General features: G+C 65.3%; 4 protein-coding genes. All 4 read left to right on the forward strand.

The annotated features are described in order from the left end of the window. The coding region (locus tag ADADOO_RS10240; protein ID WP_511277268.1) for a carbonic anhydrase at positions 1–295 on the forward strand (295 nt) is incomplete at its 5' end. Between the two features lie 33 nt (positions 296–328). Next, a complete protein-coding gene (locus tag ADADOO_RS10245) occupies positions 329–1,519 on the forward strand; it encodes an acetyl-CoA C-acyltransferase (RefSeq protein ID WP_511277270.1) in 1,191 nt (396 codons plus the stop codon). Between the two features lie 224 nt (positions 1,520–1,743). Beyond that, positions 1,744–2,637 (forward strand): DMT family transporter, encoded by an 894-nt coding sequence (locus tag ADADOO_RS10250; protein ID WP_511277272.1) that lies wholly within the window; start codon positions 1,744–1,746, stop codon positions 2,635–2,637. Further along, positions 2,634–2,862 (forward strand): acyl-CoA dehydrogenase family protein (locus ADADOO_RS10255; RefSeq protein WP_511277273.1); only part of this gene is annotated, 229 nt, incomplete at its 3' end. The genes ADADOO_RS10250 and ADADOO_RS10255, both read left to right, overlap by 4 nt.

Below are 2,862 nucleotides of genomic sequence, written 5' to 3' on the forward strand. Positions count from 1 at the left end.
CCTCTGGCTGCGCCATGTCCATGACGTCCATAACAAGCACCTGGCGACCATCGACCGCCTGCCCGAAGCCCGGCGCCACGACCGCCTATGCGAACTGAACGTACTCGAACAGGTGGTCAATGTCTGCCACAACCCGGTCGTCCAGGACGCTTGGGGGCGCGGCCAGCAGCTCACGGTGCACGGCTGGATCTACGGCCTGAAAGATGGCCTGATTCACGACCTCGGCATCACCGTCGATCAGCCGCAGGATTTGCCCTCTCGTTACGACGCCGCCCTGAAAGCGCTCGACGCCTGAATTTCATAACAAGCAACGCAAGGAGAAAGCAGCATGAATGACCCCATCGTTATCGTTTCCGCCGCCCGCACCGCCCTGGGAACCTTCCAGGGCGGGTTCACCAGCCTGACCGCCGCCAATCTCGGCGCCGTCGCCATCAAGGCCGCTATCGAGCGCGCCGGCATCGACGTCAACCTGATCGAGGAAGTGCTCATGGGCTGCGTGCTGCAAGCCGGCCAGGGCCAGGCCCCGGCCCGCCAGGCAGCGCTGCAGGCCGGCCTGCCGCTCTCCGCCGGTTGCGCCACCATTCACAAGGTCTGCGGCTCGGCGATGAAGGCGACCATGCTCGGCCACGACGGCATCCTCGCCGGCTCCTACGGTGCGGCCGTCGTCGGCGGCATGGAATCGATGACCAACGCCCCCTACCTGCTGCCCAAGGCGCGCGGCGGCTATCGTCTCGGCCATGGCCAGATCATCGACCACATGTTCATGGATGGCCTCGAAGACGCCTACAGCAAAGAAACCCGCGGCCGCCTGATGGGCACCTTCGCCGAGGAATGCGCCGCCAGCTACGGCTTCACCCGCGAAGCCCAGGATGAATTCGCCGTGCGCTCGACGACGCGTGCCATCGAAGCCAGCAACAACGGCTCCTTTGCCTGGGAAATCGCCCCGACCACCGTCGCCGGCCGCCAGGGCGATGTCGTCATCGACAAGGATGAAGGCCCGTTCGCGGTCAACGTGAAAAAAGTGCCAACTTTGAAGCCGGCCTTCAAGAAGGAGGGCACGGTCACCGCCGCCAACTCCTCGTCGATTGCCGACGGCGCCGCGGCCATGCTCCTCATGCGCGCCTCGCAAGCCGCCAAGCTCGGCCTGCAGCCGATTGCCCGCATCGTTGCCCACACGACACATGCCGGCACGCCCGCCCTCTTCCCGTCGGCCCCGGTCGGCGCCCTGCAGAAATTGTTCGCCAAGACCGGGTGGACCGCAGAATCGGTCGATCTGTATGAAATCAACGAAGCCTTTGCCGTCGTCACCATGGCTGCGCTGCACGATCTCAAGCTCGACCCAGCCAAGGTCAACATCCACGGCGGCGCCTGTGCCTTGGGCCACCCGATTGGTGCCTCCGGCGCCCGCATCGTCGTCACCCTGCTCGGCGCGCTCAAGAAGTACGGCAAGAAACGGGGCGTTGCCTCCTTGTGCATCGGCGGCGGCGAAGCGACGGCGCTGGCGGTGGAAATGCTGTAAGTGACAACCGGGTTGTCAGCCTACTCCCTCCCCTTCAAGGGGAGGGTTGGGGTGGGGATGGGTAATTCGGTCGCCAATGGCAAACCAGCACCCACCCCCCTGATAAAGCCGCTAAGCAACCGACTAAGCCGCCAAACAACGGCGGCCAAGTCTCTGCTTATCCCGGCCTCCCCCTTGTCCCAAGGGATACCGCCCCTGCGGGACATAAAAGGAGAGGAGTCGTAGTGACCTACGCCAAGCTCATCGCCGCGATGTTTTTCTGGGGAGGAACCTGGATCGCCGGACGCATTATTGCCCAGGAGCTGACGGCGCCGCTCGCCGTGGCTGCGCTGCGTTTCGTGCTGTCCGGCGCCATCGTTGCCGGCGTGCTGCTCTTTACCGAGGGCAGCATTCCGCTGCCGCAGGGCGGACGGGAGTGGGGGCTGGTCTGGGCGCTCGGGTTTTTTGGCATCTTTCTTTACGGCCTGTGCTTTTTTTTCGGCCTGCAACACATTTCGGCCGGGCGCGGCGCGCTGGTCGTCGCGCTCAATCCGGCCGTCATCGTCATCCTGGCCTGGCTGACCGGCAAGGAACGCATGACATCGCGCAAGGCCATCGGCAGCCTGATCGCCTTTGCCGGCTGCCTGACGGTGATCGGCAACGGCGATCCGCTGGCCTTGATCAACGGTGAAGTCGGCCTTGGCGAATGGCTGATCCTCGGCTGCGTGGCGAGTTGGGCGGCCTACACCTTCCTCGGCTGGCAGGCGACCCACCATTTCTCGGCGCTGGCCACGACGCTCTACGCCAGCCTGAGCGGCGCCCTGCTGCTCGCTCTGGCCGCCCTGTGGCAAGGCGACATCGATCCGGCCGGCTGGTCATGGCGCGTCTGGGCCAGCATGGGCTTTCTCGCCCTGTTCGGCACGGCCATCGCCTACACCTGGTTCACCGCCGCCGTGCATCAGCTCGGCGCCGGCCACGCCTCGGTCTTCATCAATCTGGTCCCCGTCTTCGCCGTCCTCCAGGCCGCGCTGCTGCTCGACGAGCGGCTCCGCCCGGCCGTCCTGGCCGGTGGCCTGCTGGTCATCGCCGGCGTCTGGCTGACCACACGGCAAAAAAAATCTCTGGAGAAAACCGCATGATTCTCACGCAAGAGCAGGAAATGATCCGCGACACCATGCGCGCCTTCGCGCAGGAACGCCTCGCCCCCTTCGCCGCCGACTGGGACCGCAACCACACCTTCCCGGCCGAAGCGCTGAGGGAACTCGGTGAACTGGGCGCGCTGGGCATGGTCGTCCCCGAAGAATGGGATGGCGCCGGCATGGATTACATGTCGCTGGTCCTGACCCTCGAAGAAATCGCCGCCG

Origin of the sequence: Azonexus sp. (assembly GCF_036170495.1) — a bacterium.
GTDB lineage: Bacteria > Pseudomonadota > Gammaproteobacteria > Burkholderiales > Rhodocyclaceae > Azonexus.

Bases quoted from the DNA above. Each gene is read 5' to 3' on its own strand.
- ADADOO_RS10245 (WP_511277270.1), top strand. From the start codon at position 329: ATGAATGACCCCATCGTTATCGTTTCCGCCGCCCGCACCGCCCTGGGA.